The 18,714-nt window shown below is 62.6% G+C and carries 15 protein-coding genes; 1 reads left to right on the top strand and 14 read right to left on the bottom strand.

Annotated elements, in window-relative coordinates; all coding sequences use genetic code 11:
- Positions 1 to 281: 281 nt before the first annotated feature.
- From Q4S45_RS19765 to Q4S45_RS19750, 4 genes are all read right to left on the bottom strand, one after another.
- Positions 282 to 1,304 carry a polysaccharide deacetylase family protein gene (locus tag Q4S45_RS19765; protein WP_305507114.1) on the bottom strand — a complete coding sequence of 341 codons (1,023 nt, stop codon included), beginning with the start codon at positions 1,302 to 1,304 and terminating at the stop codon, positions 282 to 284.
- A 2-nt stretch (positions 1,305 to 1,306) separates the two neighbouring features.
- On the bottom strand, positions 1,307 to 3,109 hold the full coding sequence (locus Q4S45_RS19760) for a hypothetical protein (RefSeq protein ID WP_305507113.1): 1,803 nt from the start codon (positions 3,107 to 3,109) through the stop codon (positions 1,307 to 1,309).
- On the bottom strand, positions 3,043 to 4,152 hold the full coding sequence (locus Q4S45_RS19755) for a glycosyltransferase family A protein (RefSeq protein WP_305507112.1): 1,110 nt from the start codon (positions 4,150 to 4,152) through the stop codon (positions 3,043 to 3,045). Before Q4S45_RS19755 ends, Q4S45_RS19760 begins: the two co-directional genes overlap by 67 nt.
- Positions 4,153 to 4,243: 91 nt before the next feature.
- Positions 4,244 to 4,378: a hypothetical protein gene (locus tag Q4S45_RS19750; RefSeq protein WP_305507111.1), complete on the bottom strand. Its 135-nt coding sequence runs from the start codon at positions 4,376 to 4,378 to the stop codon at positions 4,244 to 4,246.
- Between the two features lie 199 nt (positions 4,379 to 4,577).
- On the opposite strand from Q4S45_RS19750, the gene Q4S45_RS19745 reads away from it, so the two are divergent.
- A complete protein-coding gene (locus Q4S45_RS19745) occupies positions 4,578 to 5,663 on the top strand; it encodes an acyltransferase (RefSeq protein ID WP_305507110.1) in 1,086 nt (361 codons plus the stop codon).
- Between the two features lie 387 nt (positions 5,664 to 6,050).
- Here the strand turns inward: Q4S45_RS19745 and Q4S45_RS19740 are convergent, their stop codons facing one another.
- The 10 genes from Q4S45_RS19740 to Q4S45_RS19695 form a co-directional block, all read right to left on the bottom strand.
- Positions 6,051 to 7,025 carry a glycosyltransferase family 2 protein gene (locus tag Q4S45_RS19740; RefSeq protein WP_305507109.1) on the bottom strand — a complete coding sequence of 325 codons (975 nt, stop codon included), beginning with the start codon at positions 7,023 to 7,025 and terminating at the stop codon, positions 6,051 to 6,053.
- A gap of 309 nt (positions 7,026 to 7,334) precedes the next feature.
- Positions 7,335 to 9,230 (bottom strand): XrtA/PEP-CTERM system amidotransferase, encoded by a 1,896-nt coding sequence (locus Q4S45_RS19735; protein ID WP_305507108.1) that lies wholly within the window; start codon positions 9,228 to 9,230, stop codon positions 7,335 to 7,337.
- Between the two features lie 34 nt (positions 9,231 to 9,264).
- Positions 9,265 to 10,437: a TIGR03088 family PEP-CTERM/XrtA system glycosyltransferase gene (locus Q4S45_RS19730; RefSeq protein WP_305507107.1), complete on the bottom strand. Its 1,173-nt coding sequence runs from the start codon at positions 10,435 to 10,437 to the stop codon at positions 9,265 to 9,267.
- A 4-nt stretch (positions 10,438 to 10,441) separates the two neighbouring features.
- On the bottom strand, positions 10,442 to 11,986 hold the full coding sequence (gene xrtA / locus Q4S45_RS19725; protein WP_305507106.1) for an exosortase A: 1,545 nt from the start codon (positions 11,984 to 11,986) through the stop codon (positions 10,442 to 10,444).
- Positions 11,983 to 13,176 (bottom strand): TIGR03087 family PEP-CTERM/XrtA system glycosyltransferase, encoded by a 1,194-nt coding sequence (locus tag Q4S45_RS19720; RefSeq protein ID WP_305507105.1) that lies wholly within the window; start codon positions 13,174 to 13,176, stop codon positions 11,983 to 11,985. Before Q4S45_RS19720 ends, xrtA begins: the two co-directional genes overlap by 4 nt.
- A gap of 5 nt (positions 13,177 to 13,181) precedes the next feature.
- Positions 13,182 to 14,255, bottom strand: coding sequence for a FemAB family XrtA/PEP-CTERM system-associated protein (locus Q4S45_RS19715; protein WP_374046059.1), 1,074 nt, complete (start codon positions 14,253 to 14,255; stop codon positions 13,182 to 13,184).
- A gap of 5 nt (positions 14,256 to 14,260) precedes the next feature.
- Positions 14,261 to 15,136 carry an XrtA system polysaccharide deacetylase gene (locus Q4S45_RS19710; protein ID WP_305507103.1) on the bottom strand — a complete coding sequence of 292 codons (876 nt, stop codon included), beginning with the start codon at positions 15,134 to 15,136 and terminating at the stop codon, positions 14,261 to 14,263.
- A complete protein-coding gene (locus Q4S45_RS19705) occupies positions 15,133 to 16,152 on the bottom strand; it encodes an XrtA/PEP-CTERM system-associated ATPase (protein WP_305507102.1) in 1,020 nt (339 codons plus the stop codon). The genes Q4S45_RS19710 and Q4S45_RS19705 overlap by 4 nt, the downstream gene beginning before the upstream one ends.
- 16 nt (positions 16,153 to 16,168) lie before the next feature.
- Positions 16,169 to 17,746 carry a TIGR03016 family PEP-CTERM system-associated outer membrane protein gene (locus tag Q4S45_RS19700; RefSeq protein WP_305507101.1) on the bottom strand — a complete coding sequence of 526 codons (1,578 nt, stop codon included), beginning with the start codon at positions 17,744 to 17,746 and terminating at the stop codon, positions 16,169 to 16,171.
- Complete coding sequence (locus tag Q4S45_RS19695) at positions 17,739 to 18,704, bottom strand: XrtA-associated tyrosine autokinase (RefSeq protein ID WP_305507100.1); 966 nt, start codon at positions 18,702 to 18,704, stop codon at positions 17,739 to 17,741. Before Q4S45_RS19695 ends, Q4S45_RS19700 begins: the two co-directional genes overlap by 8 nt.
- Positions 18,705 to 18,714 lie beyond the last annotated feature (10 nt).

The following is an 18,714-nucleotide window of genomic DNA, read 5'->3' as shown; positions in this document are numbered from 1 at the left end:
TTGTGTAACCGCAGGTGACCTGCGAGTTGAATAAGTTGTTGCACGGACATGCGGAGGCTGATCTTACCAGAGCAGTATCGTTATTCAATGGCGCACGATCGCAATCATCGCCTTTTGCTAATAAACAACGATCGTTGTCGGCAGCACGCATCGTTGTCACAAAAGAAATGTAGATAGGTAACTCTCAGATATCCCGCCTTTTTTTCGCCAGTGGCAGCCGGCATCATTTTTTCAGTCGGCGCGCAAAGCGGGCATTTCGCCGCATTGCGGAGTTACTTATATCAGCAGGGGGCTGCGCGTTGCGCATGCAGTTTCTGGTACACCTCAGAAAGACTCATAAAAACTCCGCCAATTTCGGCTTCAAAAAAAGTGCAGTAGTCGTTGATCGTTTGAATAAACGCCCGCAGATCCCCTTGCGAGCGGACGTAGGGGGTATGTCCGACTGCCAACGATGGGCTATGGTAGGTCATCGTCAAAATCTTGGTGCCCCCGCGAACGAGCGCACGGCTCAAGCGCTTCATTTCGTCCAGATTTGCACCCTCGGGGCTCAGGCGGATGCGTTCGACCGCACGTGTACGTGCGAGGATTCCGCCGAGCCGCGCGGCCTTGGCCAAACGGTGCTGCGCCAATTGGTAAACTGGCGGACCGGCTTGCGCAAGCCAGCCGCAGTAGCCACCGGTCACTGGCAACTCAAGCAAATCACGACCGCCGGCCTTGAACCAGTAAGGATCATGTCCGAATGCGGAAAAATCCGGCCCATCATCAGCGCGAAACGAGGTATACGGAACGACGCTGGCATCGATCTGATAGCCGAGCATCGCCAGCATGTCCGCAGTGTGTGCGCCCAAGCCGTAGCGCCCCGCCTTAAATGCAATGGGCGCGCGCCCAAATGCATCACTGATAGCAACCGTGAGACGCTGCAGTTTTTCCTGCTCAAGTGCGCGCGGCAAGTTTCCGGCGAACGAATTGAACGCCGTTACCTGCTCGTCGTGGGGAGGCGTGACCCAAGGATGCAGATGGGCACCAATCTCGCATCGCTTTTGGTCGGTCAAAGCGCGTAACACAGCCACCGATGCTGCTGTCGTCGCCACCGGCCAGTCGACCATATAGGTAGGCACGATTCCCAAGCGGTCATACACGCGATCATGCAATGTCGGTTGATCGCTAATCGAAGTGGTTCCAGTACTGCTGCGATTAAACGGTTTCTGCCAGTCGAATTCTTCTTCAGTATCAACGACTACGAGCAGGATCGGCCTGTCACCTGCGGAAAGTTGGGCGCGCGTATGTGAGGCAAATCGCAACATCTTCAGGGCGCCCGCTCGACGGGCTGGGCGATGCGCGCCAATTCCAAAAGGCATGTGTCGATGGTTTGAAAGACGGCATCGAATACGGCAACGGAACTACCTTCTGGATCGGCGATCACAGTCGCCGCACCCTGGCGCGGATCGAGTTCAGACAACAGGCAAATTTGCGTGGCCAAATCGGGGTAGCGCGCGGTTATGTAGCGCAGGTTAGTCTCATCAAAGGCAATGACCAGATCAGCTTGGTCGAGCGAGGCCCTAGTCGCATGGCGCGACTGGTGCCGCACCATGTCGACGCCATGTTTGGCGGCGATCTTCACGGCCTCCGGCGATGACGGTCTTCGGTTGCGCGGCAGCATTCCGGCGGAGGTGAATGTGAATCGTCCGGCATTGTCCGCAAATAACTGTCGCGCCCTAATTTCCGCGTAACTGCTACGATTGATGTTGCCTTGACAAACAAACAGTATGGTGATCGATGCCTGCGGCGATGCCGCCAATGCGCGCAGCCTTTGCGCCAGCGTACCGGTGGGTGCGCGCTTGCCGGTGACGCGCATGCGAAGCGACTTGGCGCGGCCAGCGAATAGGTCGCACACTTCCTTCACACCCGGGCGATAATCGTCGAGCACACATGAGTCGTGCCGTTCGCGGCCGGTGAGCAGGCGGCGAAATCCCCAAAGCCAGCTGCCCCAGTGAGCCAATGCCTGTGTCGGTCGGCCGCGAAACAGTTCTGCTTGCAGCCGCGCTTGCCAAAAGTCGAGCATCAGATTGCGGCCGTAACGGTCGATAGGATAATTGAGGGCGGGGGACTCTTTATGCTCGGAAAGCAGTTGGAATAAACGGTATGGAAAGTCGATGCCGATTGACACTGGCAACGGCAACGAGCCCCATGGGCGAGCATTCACCTCGATCAGTATCCAGCTGCGACTGTTGACGTTGACCTTGAATTCGAACATTGCCAAACCGGTGTAGCGAATTGCCGTTGTCATCCGGGCGACGGCCGCGAGTCGGTCGGCATCGAGCGGCGCGCTCTTACGATAGTAGCTGCTTCCATCCAACTCGTGTGCGCGGTGATGTTCGAATGCCTGGAGGATGACGCCATCGGAGCACAACACCGAAACGCCGACGCCGCAACCTTCGAACATTTGCTCCAGCAAAATCGGCTCCGCCGAGTTCGTATGTTTACGCAGGCAGGCGGTTAGCGCTGGCTCGTCGCGTACAATGCTGGTGCTCGAGCGAATGTACAGGTCTGGCAACTGATACGACTTCGGCTGCTTGACCACCACGGGCAGACCAATATCCGCGATAACGCTTGGCGCTAACTCGTCGGCGTTCAGCAGTCGACCCGCCGCAACTGGCACCCCTAAAGACTGGGCGAGTTCGCGTGTCTTGATCTTATCAAAGAACATTTCGAGCGCGGTCGGGCTCGGAATAGCTAGACGCGCTAATTCGCCTAACTCCTCCCGATGCAGGCAAAGCGGCAACAGTGCCCGCTCGTCGCACGGAATGACCAGTTCATATTGCTCGTCTCGCAGCAATTGGCTGACAGTGGCAAGCCATTCTGCCCCGCCATCGAGATAATACGGTACGAAATGGACTTTGCGAATGTAGCGCGACAGCAGCGCCGCCGAGCCAAAATCGAACGGGGCGGCATGTACCTCGATGCCTTTTCGACCGAGCGAGCGCACGGTCGACAAGAAGCTGCGGCTGTCGTCGCCAATGACCAGTACTTTTTGCGTTGACTTCATTGGGCCCGTTTCCGCATGACACTTCGGCACGCCAGCAAGATAGTGTATGCCGACCATTTCCATGAAGTGCGCGCCGCCAGCGCCCGGCGCGCGTACTGGAAACCGAGATCCAGTCGTTTGTGTTGGACAAAATGCATGGACAGATGGCGGAAAATATCCCCTTCGTAATTAATGGACAATTTCTGAATTGCTCGATTGCGCACGCTGATGCCGATGTGCTGCGAGACTAGTGCTGACAGCATCCAGCGCTCTACTTGTGAGAAGCTGCTAGACAGATTATTTTTCTTAGTTCGGTCCGGCACATTATGCTGGCCAATAATCTGGGGATTGAAAAATATCGCCGCCGCACCGTCGGCTGCGCGCCAGAAGAAATCGCGGTCTTCTTCGTACGATGTACGTGTCCAGAAACCGCCTTGGCTGTCGACCAGCGCCTTGTTGACGGCGAGGATATTAAGCTGTGCAAATCCGCCGCATTCGGCTAGTTCGTCGCAGCTGACCTGATAGCCATGCGGATGGCTGCGCTGGCGGCCGTGCACGGCGCGTTCCAGATCTGGCAGCCAGCAGTGCTTGATAATAGTACCGTCCAAACTTACCGCAGTCTGGTTGGCGATATACATGCTTCGGTCCGGCAACGTCGAAAACACCTCGGCCATCATTGCTAGGTGAGTGTCATCGGTCCAGTAGTCATCGTCGTCACAAAACGCCAGCACAGGCGCACGGGCCGCGGCAATGCCGGCATTGCGGGCCTCCGACGGCCCGACGCCTGTGCTGCTGGCGTCGCCCAAAAAAAGCAGGACGAAGCGATCGTCGAGGTGCTGCCAGATGGCGGAGTAAGCGGCCTTGCTTTCAGCGCTAGAACAGTCGTCGATCACCAGAACTTCGAACTCCGCGAAGGACTGCGAGCGCATGCTCGCCAAGGCCCTGCCAAGCAATTCTGGACGATTGCGCGTCGGGATGATGACCGAGATGACGGGGATGACTTTGGCATCACGTCCGCAGGGGAGAATTGTGGAGCCTGATTCTACGGGGATGCCTTGGGCCGACAATTCAACGCCTCGGAAATGGTTAGTGGCGAAGTGCTCGCCGGAAAGCGTTAATCCTATCATACCAGTTGGTCGTTTCCTACAAAAAGGTTAAGCGGAGCACAGGCAATGGCGATGCGGGGGGGCGGCTGTGTGGGGGACCTCAGTGGTTGAATTAGTCGAACGCAAACACGCCAGGCGGACGGCCCGATCGGGTGAGATAAGCGGCGCTGATGTGGGCTCGGACCTGCGCTGCTTTCTTCTTGCGCGACACGCTCAATTTGGCGAACGGCTCAAAATTGCGTGTCAAGACATCCGGTAGGCCGCGATCGCCTGGGAGGTGCCGAAACCGAACCATACTCCACGTATCATTAGTTGACAAATGTAAAAATCTCTCAATTTGACACAGTGCCCGATTAACTTTACAGATAGCGGACATAGATGTTACCGTTTGGCATAGGTGCCGGCCGACGGACCGTTCAATTTGCGAGGACAAGATGAGTAATGGTATGACCCCCAATGTTCGCTATCTCGATGGCTGGCGTGGTTTAGCGATTTTATGCGTGTTTATTGGTCATTTTACTTATCGCCCGGCACTGGATTGGGCCGGGGAATTCGGCGTGCAACTGTTTTTTGCTCTTTCTGGCTTTCTAATGGCCAACCTTTTATTTATAAAAAAAGTGGAAATGCGAGATTTTTTTGCGCGTCGACTATCACGAGTGGTGCCGACCTTCATACTGTTTGTGATCATAATGTACGTGTATGCAACGAAGTTTCAAACGACCAGATATGTCCCACCAAGTATGGAGCTGTTTGCGACATTTTCGTTCTTGCGCACATACTTACCGACGGAGCTAAGCATTTGGTCGACTTTTTGGCCAATCGGACATATTTGGTCACTCAATGTGGAGGAACATAGCTACATTTTCTTGGCAATCGGTTCGATGCTTACTCGTCGGGCTAGGGGCGCGTCTTTGGCATGCATCTTCCTGAGCGGGAGCGTGTTGCTTTCGATTTGGTTCTGTATCTGTTACGCCGCCCACCCCCCGTCTGGCGCTGCGCCATGGTTTATCCGATCAGAATGCGCCGCCCTTGCGCTGATCGCCGCCGCGGCTATTCGAACGGTGAGAAACGCCGTCGAGCACCCTATATTAGAGTCAGTTTCCCGCCTTTTGCCGGTACTTTGGGTAGTGATCGCGATGGCTTGCATTTCGACCTATAAGCACCGCGGCGGTCAGCATATTATCGCACCCCTGTGCCTTGCGCTTGCGATCAACTATTTAGATAAAATACCGGGAATGATGAAGACCGCTCTATCGAATCCAGTTCTCGGATGGTTCGGTAAGTGCTCGTTCTCACTCTATCTCTGGCAACAACCCTTCTTTGTTGCGGTTGTTAGCGATGAACTGCCCAAATTGATCGGATGCACTTTAGCGATCGCATCAGGGGCAATATCGTTTTATGCGTTCGAGAATCCAGTTAGGGAAAAATTGAACCGTAAATGGACGACCCGCAAAAAAGCACATCCGTCGCAAGACGCAGTGCCACCAGCTGGACCTGTTGCGGAACGTCATACTGCCGTCCCGGGAGCATAGCGGCCTTCCCCCCGACGCAGTGCTCGTTCACCGCTACGCGCTGTTCGATCTACGGAATAATACAAGCTTGCATTCTGAAGCAGGCCCCTAGCAACTGATGGGAGTTGCGGGTGGTGTAACGCCCGCTGATGTGCTTTTAGGAAGCGATGACACGCCGATTGGCGCTCCTGGCCAGATTTACCCCAAATTGGGCTAAGCTCATGCGCACATTGCGCGCGCGGCGACCGGGTTTCGGGACGAGTTGACGCCGGCGTGCAAGATACGCCGCGTTCTCGGCATTCGCGCGGAAACGCTCTGCAAAACGTCGAAAATTCGACTAACGTCCGATTGTAGAATCGTTTGCAGAGCGGGGGATTGGCGCGCTTTAATTTTCCAATGCCTCAGTCGCTAAATTTGAGTCAAGCGCCAAAATGTTCCCCGAAAAAGCGACGGGAGGTTCAATATACGTTTTTTGATCTGAAAACGCCAATTACTAGGTAACTTTCGGAATGTTTTTAACATCGTAGAAGCTAGTTCGAAATCGCCCCTCGCAAAACCTGCATCGAACACCTGTAGCCGACGTTCGTCGATCGCGGTGCAGATATTTGAGCGATATTTTGAAACAGCATCATTGTGCTCAAGAGCGTATTCCAAAATTTGTATTTCGCCCGAAACCTGACGGACTTGATCTACTGAGGCATTTCCTTCATGGCGTCTCACGCGTACTAACGGCCGCTTGCAAAACGCAATATTAGCGCGACTGACTGCCCGCATGGTGAACTCGAAATCCTCAGCGCCGATTCCATTAAACATAACGTTGTACTCGCCAATTACGTCAAACTTTGAGCACCGAAGGGTCATGCCGCTCACAAAAAGTATCTGAAACTGAACAATTCGAAGAATGAGGTCCGGAATGGCCGCCAAGATTTCTTCTCCCCCTTCAAAATCACTATATAACCCCGGCGGCGCATAAGCGAGCCGATCGCCAAATGTTTTGTTTTTATCAAATGAATTAAAATTACAATACAGAACATCGCAGGAAGGGTTGGCTGACAGCCATTGCGAAAATAGTTGTAAAAAATCGGGTTCCAGCAAATCGTCGGAGTCACACAGGGTAACATAATCGCTCCGGGCTGATCTAATGCCTAAATTCCTGGCTGCTTGAACTCCATTGTTCTCGGTCTGTATTATCGTGATTCGACCCTCATATTGTCTCAGAACCGCAGACGTATTATCTGTAGAGCCGTCATCAACCACAATAATTTCCGAAAACGACTTACTTTGTGATAACGCACTTTCGAGCGTTTCACAAATTAAGTGAGCTCGATTGTAAGTCGGAATTACCAGCGCGAAAGTACATTCAAAATGCCGGGCCATAGCCATATAGGGTCTCTCCATAATTTAAAAGGCACGTCGGTTTTAAAAACCAGTCCGACTGCTGTCGAATAAAATCGATTTCACGTTGCTTTTCAGCAATGAATTTGCGGGTGTCAGCACTACGCACATCACACATTTGCTCCGCGAGCATCAGATATTTCGCTCATTTTTCAGGCGGCATCGTCGCGTAAGCAATTTTAGTAAAAGAGCCTCGTATCCGGTCGCCACGCCCGCAACAAAAAGAGCGTGTCAGCCGCCTGCTTCCAACTAGACGAAACTCATGAGTAAGTTCTGCCCGAACGCGATCATTTGCTACTACGCGTTGGCGCTGACCCGCAAGAACGATTCGAACATCAGCACCGACCACAGCGCCGCGCTGTAATCCCTGGCGCCCGACTCGTGCGATTCGACCATGTGGCGCAGGTAGCGCTCGTTGAAGATGCCGGTGTCGCGCAGCAGCGGCGAGAGCACCGCCGCGCGCACGGATTCGCGCAGCGGGCCGCGCAGCCACTGCGCCACCGGGATCGAAAAGCCGCGCTTGCTGCGGTACAGGATATCTTCCGACAGGTGCGGCTCAAGCGCCTTCTTGAAGATGTACTTGCCTTCGCCGTCGTGCAGCTTGAGCTCGGGCGGCAGGCCGGCGATCCACTCGACCAGCTTGTGGTCGAGCAGCGGCACGCGCACCTCGAGCGAGTGCGCCATGCTGGCGCGGTCGACCTTGGTGAGGATGTCGCCCGGCAGGTACGTCTTGAAGTCGAGGTACTGGATCATCGACAGCGGATCGTCGGTCGGCGCCTGGGCGGCGTGCCCGCGCATCACGTCGATCGCGCTGTAGCCCTGCAGGTCGGCGCGGAACTTGTCGCTGAACAGTTCGGCGCGCACCCGGTCCGGCATGATCGCCACGCCGTGGAAGTAGCCGTCCACCAGGTCGCGCGCCAGCGCCTCGAAGGTGGTCTTGGCGCGGAACATGCGCGGCGCCCAGTCGGCCTTCGGGTACAGCCTGCCCAGCGTGCCGAACACCGGCTTGCGCAGGCCCAGCGGCAGGCGCGCGCGCACTCCCTGCTCGGCCATCGCATAGCGGTAGCGCCGGTAGCCGGCGAAGTTCTCGTCGCCGCCGTCGCCCGACAGCGCCACCGTCACCTGCTGGCGCGCCAGCTGGCACACGCGGTAGGTCGGGATCGCCGAGCTGTCGGCGTACGGCTCGTCGTACAGGCGCGCCAGGGTGTCGACCAGGCCGTAGTCGTCCTTGCTGACCACCTGGGCGTGGTGCTCCGTGTGGTAGCGCCGCGCCACCTGTTCGGCCCACTGCGATTCGTCGAACTCGGGGTCGTCGAAGCCGATCGAGCAGGTGGTCACCGGCGCCTGGTCCTGCTGCGCCATCATCGCCACCACCGCGCTCGAATCGACGCCGCCCGACAGGAAGGCGCCGAGCGGCACTTCCGACACCATCTGGCTCTGCACCGACTCGCGCAGGCGGTCGATCAGCTCTGCTTCGATGTCGGCTTCGGCGCGCGGCGCGCCGGGCTGGAACGGCACGTCCCACCAGCGCTGCTGGACCACCTCGCGGTCGCCCGCCTTGAGCGTGATGCGGTGGCCCGGATTGAGCTTGAAGGCGTTGTGGAAGATCGTCTTCGGCTCGGGCACGTAGCCGTAGGCGAAGTAGTCTTCCACCGCCTGTGGGTTGAGCGCGCGCGACAGTTCCGGGAACGTCATGATCGACTTGAGTTCGGAGCCGAACACGAAATAGCCGTTCGGCAGCAGCGAGTAGAACATCGGCTTGACGCCGACATGGTCGCGCGCCAGGAACAGGGTCTGGCGCTTGCGGTCCCAGACGGCGAAGGCGAACATGCCGCGCAGGCGGTGCACGCAGTCCTCGCCCCAGGCCGCGTAGGCGTTGAGCACCACTTCGGTGTCGGACTTGGTGCGGAACTCGAAGCCGAGCGCGATCAGCTCGGTCATCAGCGCGCGGTAGTTGTAGATTTCGCCGTTGTAGACGATGACCATGTCGCGCGCCGCATTGTGCAGCGGCTGCTGGCCGGTCGCCAGGTCGATCACCGACAGGCGCCGGTGGCCCATGCCCAGCGCGGTTTCCAGGTGCAGCTCGCCCTCGTCTGGGCCGCGGTGATGCTGGCTTTCGTTCATGCGGGTGAGCACCTGGCGGTCGATTTGCCGATTGCCCTGGGTGTCAAAAATTCCGACTATTCCGCACATGGTGTTTCGCTTTCTTGAACTGGTTGAATTGGTGCTATCCGAGCTTGGCGGCGCACAGCTCGTCGTACAGGCCGGTGTAGGCGGCCAGCATCGCCGTCATGCTGTAGCGCTGTTCGATGCGCGCGCGCGCCGCGGCGCCATGCCCAAGCGCCAGCGCGGGCGAGCCGGCATAGCGCGCCAGCGCCGCGGCCAGCGCTTCGGTGTCGGCCGGCGCCACCAGCGCGCCGTGCTCGCCGTCGACGATCACTTCGGGGATGCCGCCCACGTTCGACGCCACCACCGGCAGGCCGCTGGCCATCGCTTCGAGCAGCGACACCGGCGTACCCTCGGCCAGCGAGGGCAGGGCGAACAGCGAGAAGCTATGCATCAGGTCCGCGATGTCCGAGCGCGCGCCCGGCAGCCAGACGACGTCGTCCAGGCCGGCGGCCGCCACCTGCGCCCTGAGCGCGGGCAGCAGCGGGCCGTCGCCGACGATCGACAGGCGCAGGCGCTCGCGCTGGTCCGGCAGCAGCTCGCGCAGGCGCGCGAACGCCGCCACCAGGCCGGCGTGGTTCTTGATGTCCTGCACCCGCGCCACCGTGCCGATGACGAAATGATCGGGACCCCACGGCGAGGGCGCGGCGCCGCCCGCGCCGGGGCGGAAGCGCTCGGTGTCGACGCCGTTCGTGATCAGGGAGATTTTCCGCTCGGGGATCGCCACCACCTGGCGCAGCCAGCCGCGCAGGTCGTCCGACACCGGCACGTAGCGGTCGATGAACGGCGCCAAGCGGCGGCGCAGGAAGTTGTGCTTCGGGTTGATGCCGTGCGGGTCGCCGGCGTCGCGCCCGTGCTCGGCGTGGATGCGGATCGGCACGCCGGCCATCGCCGCGGTGAACGCATACTCCATCGCCGCCAGGTTATAGGTGTGCAGCAGTTGCGGGCGCATGCGGCGCAGCAGGGCCCACAGCCTGGCGTGGGTGGCCAGGCCCAGGCCGGGCGGCTTGTGCAGCGCGACGATCTCCACGCCGGGCTGGGTGATCTTGCTGACGAAATCGGTGTAGCGCGTCAGGCACACGATCGCGTGGCGGTATTTGTGCGCCGGCATACGGTTGACGCATTCGACCAGCAGCGTCTCGAGGCCGCCGAAATCGAGCGCGTAGGTCAGGTGGACCACCAGCGGGCGTTCGGGCGCGGCGGCTGCGGCGCCGTTCAGGGTTACGGTCTGCATGGCCTCAGTTGCCGTGCGCGGCCGCCAGCGCCGCCGTGATGGCGCCGCCGTTTTGCGCCAGGAAGGCGCGCAGCGACGCGCGCGCCTGCTCCGGCTTGTCGCTGAACGGGGCCGCCAGGAATACCTGGGCGCCGTCGTCGCCGCGCAGCAGCAGCCTGGCCTCGGCCTGGCGCAGCTTGCCGACGTAGTTGTTGGTGACGGTGCGCCCGTCGATCCACATCCAGTGCCACACCAGCAGCGAGCCGGCCGGCCCGTGCACCACCGACTCGCGCAGCGCCAGCGGCTGCGCGCCGGCGGACTCGCTGCGCAGGGTCGAGGAGACCTCGTTCCAGACGTCCTCGTAGCCGGTCACGCGGTTCAGTGAACTGATCAGCGCCTTGTTTTTGGTCTGGTTACGGTAGTACAGCACCTTCAGCGCCACCGGCGCCCCGGCCTGCGGCTGGTAGGCGCGCGAGAAGCTGGTGTCGGGCGTCATGTAGAACGGCGTCCAGTCGGAAAACGCCGGCGCCGGCGCCCAGCCGATGGCGACCTGGTCGAGCTGCACCGGCTTCGGATTGTAGGAGGCGCGGTCGTTGTAGAGCGCGAAGGCCGGCCACAGCGCGATGGTCGCCACCACCGCCACGGTGATGGCGGCGGCGCCGCCGCGCGCGGGCGCAGGGGCGGTCGCGCCGGCCTGCGCGGCCTGCGCCGGGGCGGTGTCCTGGTCCTCGCGCCAGTAATTGCCGATCCAGAACATCAGGAACATCACCAGGCCGAAGAACAGCCAGCCGTACACCAGGTGGTCGACGCCGGTGGCCAGCTGCATGCTGCTCAGGTGGCCGATCATCACGATCATGTAGGCGCGCAGTCCGTTGGCGATCACCGGCACCACCACCGCGGTGGCGACGAACAGCAGGCGCCGCGCGGTCGAGCGGTAGGTCAGGTAGGCGTACAGGCAGCCGATGGTGATCGAGGAGATCAGGTAGCGCACGCCGCTGCAGGCTTCCACCACCGACCAGCTGCCCGATGGCAGGTCGAAACGGGTGCCGTTGCGCAGCACCGGGATGCCGGAGAGCTGCACCGCGCGCACCGTGAAGTCGGCGGTAAACGAGATCAGCGGGGCGATGAAGATTTCGCCGAACGGCACCGCGAACAGCACGAACAGCAGCGGGAAGGCCAGCGAGCCGGCCAGCCGGCGCCCCAGCACGGCCAGCGCGATCAGCGGCAGCATTGCGACCATCGCGTACTGCTGCACCACCTGCACTTCGCCCATGCGCGCCAGCAGCCAGGCGGCGCCCGCCGCGGCCAGCAGCCACAGCGCCGGCCAGTACGGGGTGGGCGGGTAAGCGGCGAAATTGTCGCGCCGGCGCCAGATCAGCCACAGGCAGATCGGCAGGATCGCATAGCCGTGGGCGAAGGTCTCGGAGCTGTTCCAGATATCGACGATCGAGCGCGCGGTGCTGAAATACAGCGCGAACGGCGCCAGCAGCGCCAGGGCGATCAGCCAGAATCGCGTGCGGCCGGCGGTATCGGCCTGGGCCGGCAGGACGGCGGAAGGGGGCGGGTTCATGCGCATTCGAGTCTCGCTTCGATGCGGGCCAGGTTGCTTGGCCAGCTGTATAGTTGTTCGACTTTGGCGCGCGCGGACCGTCCCAGCGCGCCATCGGATTTTTCCAGCAGCGCCGCCACCGCCGCGGCAAACGCGGCGGCGTCGGGCGCCAGCACCAGGTCCTGCCCGGGAATGGCCTCGATGCCTTCGAGCGCCTGCGGCGACACCACCACCGGCGTGGCCATCGCCATCGCCTCGAGCACCTTGTTCTGGATGCCGCGCGCGATGCGCAGCGGCGCCACCGCCACCGCGCCGTGCGCGATGTAGGGACGCACGTCAGGCACGGTGCCGGTCACCACCACGCCGGGCAGCTGGGCCAGCGCCTGCACCGCGGAAGACGGCCGCGCGCCGACGATGTAAAAGCGCGCGTCGGCAAAGCGCGCCCGCAGCTGCGGGAACACTTCGGCGGCGAACCACTGCACCGCGTCGACGTTGGGCCAGTAGTCCATCGCGCCGGTAAACACGATGGCGCGCTCGCCGGCCGCATACGGGCTGGCATAGTCGCGCGCCGGCGAAAAGTAGTCGGTATCGACGCCGTTGTTGAAAAAGCCGATCTTCGGCGCCGACTCGGGGGCGAGATCCCGGAACAGCTCGGCCTCGGGCTGGGAGACGAACAGCGAGGCGTCGCATTCGCGCGCCACCTTGCGCTCGTAGGCGAGCAGCTGGCGCGCCTCATGCCGGTACAGCATGTTCATCGGCCACGATTTCTGCTCGGCGTACTGGCGCCACTTGTCCGAATCGACGTCGCAGAAGTCCACCACCCGGCGCGCCTGCGGCCAGCAATCGGCATACTGCGCCATCTGCGACGAGAACACCACGATGCGCTTGACGCCGTGCTCGCGCATGGTGCGCTCGGTCCAAGCGCGCATGCCGGCGTCGCGGTAGTAGTCGAGCGAGAGCGAGCGGTTGGCCAAGAGCGCGCCGAGGCTGCGCACGCGCGCCAGCGTCGGGTTGAGCGGCGCGAAATGCGCGCTCGCGCACAGCGCCTGCACCGTCGGCACATGCTGCCAGTCGTCGGCGTCGTCCACGAAGGTGCCCAGGTGGACGCGGTAATGCTGCGCCAGGTGCTTGAGCAGGTGGTAGGAGCGGATCTTGTCGCCCTTGTTGGGCGGGTAGGGCATCCGGTGAATCAGCAGCAGCAGGTCTTCCACGTCGTTCAGCCCAGGTTCCGTACGATGTGCGGGCCGAGCAGGTTGGCCAGGGGCAGCGGCAGCTTCTTCCACATCTTGATGAACAGCTGGTACTTCGGGTTCAGCGGATTGTTGTCCGGGAGTTCGCTCGCCGCGTACAGCTTGTACTCGTAGGGCAGGTGCTGGGCGGTGAAGCCCCAGTTCTTCTTGAAGTCGTAGGCGCCGGTACCGAGCTTGCTGCGGCCGAAGTCGAACAGGCGGGCGCCGCGCGCGGCCGCGGCCTGCATCAGGTTCCAGTACATGAAGTCGTTGCCGGCGACGTCGCGCGCGATCGGCATGCCGCCGCCGTAGTAGGGCACCACCTCGTCGCGCCAGTAGAAGCTGAGCACGGCGGCCACCAGCGCGCCGTTTTGCGTGATGACGCGCACTTCGCACTCGTCGCCGAATGTCTCCTTGAGCAGAGCGAAGTACTTCTTCGGGAACACCGGCGTGCCGAGCCGGTGCACGCTGCTGGCGTAGGCCTCGAACATGCGGTCGACGTTGTCGTCCACTTCGCCCACCAGTCCCAGCTTGATCCCCTTGCGCACCATCGCGCGCTGCTTGCGCGGGATGGCGTTCATGTTCTCTTCGTCGTCGCCCGAGATGGCCTTGCGGAAGGTGACGTACAGCTCCTTGGTGTGCCACGCGGGGTCGCCCGGGTGCGCCGCTACCAGGTTGCGGTATTCGAGGTGGCCGACGCCAAGTTCGCGCGCCAGCTTGTCGGCCGCGCCGTCCAGCAAGGTGCGCGCTTCGTCGGACAAGGCGGCCACGCCGCCGTACACGCAGAACTGCATCGCGCCGAGCGCATGGCCGAACAGCCGGCTCTTGATCTCGCACAGCGGCAGCACGCCGACGATCTGGCCGTCCTGCTCGGCATAGTAGAACCAGGTCTTGAGCTTGAACGACTGCTCGATCACGCTCTGCCAGCCGGACAGGTGGAAGAAGGTGGCGTCGGGGCAGGCGCGCACGAAAGCGTCCCAGCGCGCGCGGTCGTGCGGCGCCATCAGCTTGACGGACAGGGACGCGGCGGCGGCTGCCGGCGCGGTTTCAGTTGCTACCATCGAATTCATTGCGTACCCAGGAAAATGCGGTCCATCCGGTCCCAGGCGAAATCGCGGGCCAGCGCGCGGATGCGCTCTTCCATGCGTTCGAGGTTGACGTAGTGGCGAAAGCGGCTCTTGGCGTCCACGCCTTCGGGGCGCGGCTGGCCGGGATCGATTTCCCACGGATGGAAGTAAAAAATGGCGGGCTGGCCGTCGGCCTGGTTCACCCGGTTCATCATCCAGCGCGACAGCGCGTACGGCAGCAGGCGGAAGTAGCCGCCGCCGCCGGCCGGCAGGTTGCGCTCCATCAGGCGCACCGTCGTCACCGGCACTTCGAGCAGCCCGTCCGGGCCGTTCGGGTAGAACGCGAAGCGCGGCGCGTCGGGCATGCCGTAGTGGTCGTGCTTGATCGGATAGATCGAGGAGCTGTAGTCGTAGCCGGCTTCCTTGAGCGCGTCGAGCGCCCACAGGTTGCCGGTGCCGATCGAAAAACTCGGGGCGCGGTAGCCGCGCACGCGCACGCCGCCGATGTCTTCGAGCAGCGACTTGCTGCGCGCGATGTCGCTGGAGAATTCGGCGCGGTCCTGGTCGGAGGCGCGCAGGTGGCCGTAGCCGTGGCTGGCCAGTTCGTGGCCGCCGGCGACGATGCGGCGCACCACCTGCGGGTAGCGCTCGGCGATCCAGCCCAGCGTGAAGAAGGTGCCGTGCACGCCGTTGTCGGCCATCAGGGCGAGGATGCGGTCGATGTTGCGCTCGACCCGGCATTCGCGCTCGGGCCAGCTGGCGCGGTCGATGTGCGGCGCGAACGCCGACACCTGGAAGTAATCCTCGACGTCGCAGGTCATGGCGTTGCGGATGGCGGCGCCGGCCGGGCGCGCGGGCAGTTCGTGCATCATCATGGTTCGCGCGTCTCGTGGTGGTGGCCGTTGTTGCCGGGCGGCGGCGCGGTGGCGACGATTTTCTTCAGGATCGACAGCACCGAGACGATCGACTTCTCGAGGCGCACCATGCGCTCGTCCATCTGGCCGCCGCTGCCGGCAGGCTCGGCCTGCATCGGCTCGGCCGCTTCGCGCGCGGCAGCCTGCTCGGCGCCAGGGGGCAGCTGGAATTCCTCATCGATGTCGCGGATCACGGTCTGGACGTCCGCTTCGGTGAAGGCGTGCATCTCTTCCAGGTAGCCCATCAGGAGCAGGCGGTCGCACAGGGTGTTGACCTTGCGCGGGATGCCGCCGGTGTAGTCGAAGATGGCGCCGTACGCGCCCTGCGAGAACGACGGGTCGCCGCTCCAGCCGACGGTGGCCAGGCGGTGCTCGATGTAGGCCTGGGTCTCGGCCGCATCCATCGGCCCCAGGTGGTAGCTGGCGATCACGCGCTGGCGCAACTGCAGCATGCTGGCGCTGTGCAAGGTGGTGCGGAACTCCGGCTGGCCCAAGAGGAAGGTCTGCAGCAGCGACTTCTCGTCGGTCTGGAAGTTCGACAGCATGCGCAGCTCCTCGACCGTGCGCGCGGTCAAGTTCTGCGCCTCGTCGACGATCAGCAGCGCGCGCTTGCCTTGCTGGTCGGCGCTGCGCAGGAACTGCTCGAGCCGGGTCAGCAGGTCGGGCTTGCTGACGTTCTCGTACTGCAGGCCGAAGGCCGACACCACCATGCGCAGGGTGTCGTCCGAATCGAGGTTGGTGTTGACGATGTGGGCGGCGATGATCTGCTCGGACGGCAGGTTGTTGAGCAGGTTGCGCACCAGCGTGGTCTTGCCGGCGCCGACTTCGCCGGTAATGACGATGAAGCCCTCGCCCTGCGACAGGCCGTAGTCGAGGTAGGCCATGGCGCGCTTGTGTCCCTTGCTGCCATAGAAGAAGTGCGGGTCTGGCCGCAGGCGGAACGGTTTGGCGCTCAGGCCGTAATAGGTTTCATACATCGCTGGTTCGACTCCGCTAAGGCATGAATGAAAGGGAGGCGCTGATCGCGTTCTCGCGGTAGGCCGGCGCGCCGACGCCGGCCAGGTTGCCCTGGTGGCGCCGCAGTTCGACCGTCGCCTTGAGCTTGCGCTGCAGCTGGGTGCTGCCGGCCAGGATGGCTTGGGTCACGTTGTTGCTGAAGCCGTGGTTCAGCGATTCGGTGCGGGTGCGGATCAGCGTCATCGTCACGCCGCTGCGCGAGGTGACCCGGTAGTTCAGCGAGGCGCTGGCGCCGTATTGATTGGTGTTGTCGGTCAGGCCGGCCAGGCGCTGGCCCAGCAGAATATCATCGACCGTGGACGGCGACAGCGAGGTGCGGCGCACGCCGTTGACCGACACCAGCCCGGTGGTGCGCGCGCTATTGAACGCGGAAGACAGCAGCAGCTGCTTCTGCAGCACGAAGCGGTTGCTCAGGTAGTTGTAGGTGCCGTCGGGCTGGGTCGGCGACAGGCCGTTGGCGCGCATGTAGGCCTCGACCGCCTGGCGCCGCGCGTCCGGATCGGGAATGTCGGCGATGAACAGGCGGTCCAGCACCGAGGCGGTGTCGATGAATTTCGGGATCAGCAGTTGCTGGCGGGTGTTGGTGATCGCGTCGCTGTAGGTGGCGATCCACACCGTGCGGCGGCTGCGGTGGCTGGCGTTGAGCGAGTAGCTGTTGCCGTAGTAGCGGCGACCGGCGCTGGCGTCGATGCTGGTGCGCGCCGACGGCGTCCAGGTGAAGCCGGCCGAATAGCTGCGGCCGGCGTTGGGCGTGCCTTCGGCGTTGAAGCTGTAGCTGTCGTAGCCGCCCGACAGGTTGACCTTGAAGCGCTCGCTGCTGCGCAGCGACACGGTGGCGGCGAGATTTTCCTCGCGCGTCTTGGTCTGGCTTCCCTGGCTGAACTGGACGTCCTGGCGCGACGCGCGCAGGTTCCAGCCGAGGCGGCGCTGCGTGTCGCTGTTGCTGCCGGCCGTCAGCGCGACTGCGTCGCCATGGCTGTCGCCGAAGCCGTTGGTCGGCGAGCTCACCGCGTCGTGCGTGTAGCGCAGTTCGCCGGACGCGGCGTGGCCCAGGCGCTGCTTCAGGTAAGGGCTGATGCTCCAGGTGCGGATGCGCGCGCGGTTGGCGCTCGAATAGGCGTTGGTGTTGGCCGGCGGCGCGAACGGCGAGATGGTCTGTTGGCCGATCATGGCGTTGCCGTCGACGTACAGCAGGTCGTTTACCAGGTTCGCCTTGCCTTGGCCCTGGAACTGGAACGACGACTGGTTGGTGTCGTCGATGCGGTCGCCGGAAAACGCGAACAGGTGCTCGGTCAGCGTGGCGACGCCCTTCAGGCGCGGGCCGTCGGCGGCGACGCGCAGCGACGGCGACACTTCGGTGATGAACTGAGGGCGCGCCAGGTCGCCCGCCTGCAGGCCGGGATTGTCGGAATACGTTTCGCGCAGCTCGAGCGAGGGCGCGAGCTTGATGTCGGCGCGCGCCGACGGCGGCATCAGGAGGGCCAGCATCGCCAGCGGCGCCGCCAGGGGCAGCGATGCCGCGCCCATGAGCGGCGCCGTGACCCGTCTAGCCATAGTGATAGTCATACGTTTCTTCGATACCCGGGAATTCGCGCGTCTTGTTGTAGATGATGTTGACGTTGCTGCAGCCTTCGAGCTGGCGCAGCGACTCCTTGACCGCGTGCTGGGTCGTCGTTTCGGCTTCGACCACCAGCGCGATCTGGCCCATGTGGGTGGCCAGCACGTGCGCTTCGCTGGTCAGCAGCAGCGGCGGCGAATCGAAGATCACGATGCGGTCGGGATAGCGGGTGGCGATCTCGGTGACGAAATTGCTCATCGCCTGGCTGGCCAGCAGCTCGGTGGCGCGCGCCGTGGCGGTGCCGGCCGGCAGGATGCTGAGCGTGTCCACGTTGGTCCTGAGCATGACATCGGACAGGTCGATCTTGTCGTCGAGCAGGATGTCCATCAGGCCGCGCTGGGCCGGCAGGCCGAGCGTGCGCAGGATCGACGGACGCGCCACGTCGGCGTCCACCAGCAGCACCGTGTGGTCGAGCTCCATCGCGATACTCATGGCCAGGTTGATCGCGCAATAGGTCTTGCCTTCGCCCGGCAGCGAGCTGGTGATCATGATCAGGTTGCCCGGCGGCGCATTGTCGCTGCGCTCGGCGAACGCGCGCTTGAGCAGGGGGCGCTTGATGATGCGGAAGTCCTCGACCAGCAAGGTGCGTCCGCCGGCGGCGGTGACCATGCCCATGTCGCGCATCCGGTTCAGGTCGAGATCGACCTTGCGGGTGCTGTGCTTGCGCGGCTTGGCCGGCGCCGCTTCGGCCACGATGGCCTCTTGCGTCACGGCCACTGGGGCGGCCACCGGCGCGGCCACTGGCGCGGCCACGACCGCCGTTGCGGCCACTGGCGCCGTCGCCGGCGCGGCAGCCGCGGGCGTGACGGCGTCGGCCACGATCACCGGCGCGGTTTCGGGGCGGGCTTCCTTGCTTTGATCTATCCGACTGGCGGCTTTTTCGATAATGCTCACTTTTGCTCCC

The organism is Massilia sp. R2A-15 (genome assembly GCF_030704305.1).
Classification (GTDB): Bacteria; Pseudomonadota; Gammaproteobacteria; order Burkholderiales; family Burkholderiaceae_D; genus JAFCUW01.
This window is presented reverse-complemented; position numbering and strand designations above follow the sequence as displayed.